Annotated in this window: 1 protein-coding gene; it reads left to right on the top strand. The window is 65.4% G+C overall.

The genetic code is table 11. The features are described 5' to 3' along the window. A partial coding sequence (locus PQR67_RS38225; protein WP_408467960.1) for an AMP-binding enzyme occupies positions 1-491 on the top strand: 491 nt, incomplete at both ends.

Genomic DNA, 491 nt, shown 5'->3' with positions numbered 1-491 from the left:
GGCGTAGCAGGCGAGCTGTATCTGGGCGGAGCGGGGTTGGCGCGTGGCTACCTGAACCGGTCGGCACTGACGGCGGAGCGCTTCGTGCCGGACCCGTTCTCCACAGAAGGCGCACGTCTTTACCGCACGGGCGACCTGGCACGCTGGCGGGCGGATGGCGCATTGGAGTATCTGGGCCGGATCGATCATCAGGTCAAGATTCGCGGCTTCCGGATCGAACTTGGCGAGATCGAGGCACAGCTTCTCGCCCAGGCCAATGTGCGCGAAGCGGTGGTGATCGCGCGGGAATCGCCAACGGGCACGCGCCTGATCGCTTACGTCAGCGCCAACGCGAATACAGCGCTTGCCGCGTCCACCTTGCGCGAGTCTCTCGCCGAAGCATTACCCGGGCACATGGTCCCGTCGACGATTATCGTGCTGGACACGTTGCCGCTGAGTCCCAACGGCAAGGTGGATCGCAAGGCGCTGCCCGCACCCGGGCAAAGCACAAC

Origin of the sequence: Paraburkholderia fungorum, from assembly GCF_046026025.1 — a bacterium.
GTDB lineage: Bacteria > Pseudomonadota > Gammaproteobacteria > Burkholderiales > Burkholderiaceae > Paraburkholderia > Paraburkholderia fungorum_E.
Note: the sequence above shows the minus strand (reverse complement) of the source record. Positions and strands in the feature narration are given on the sequence as shown.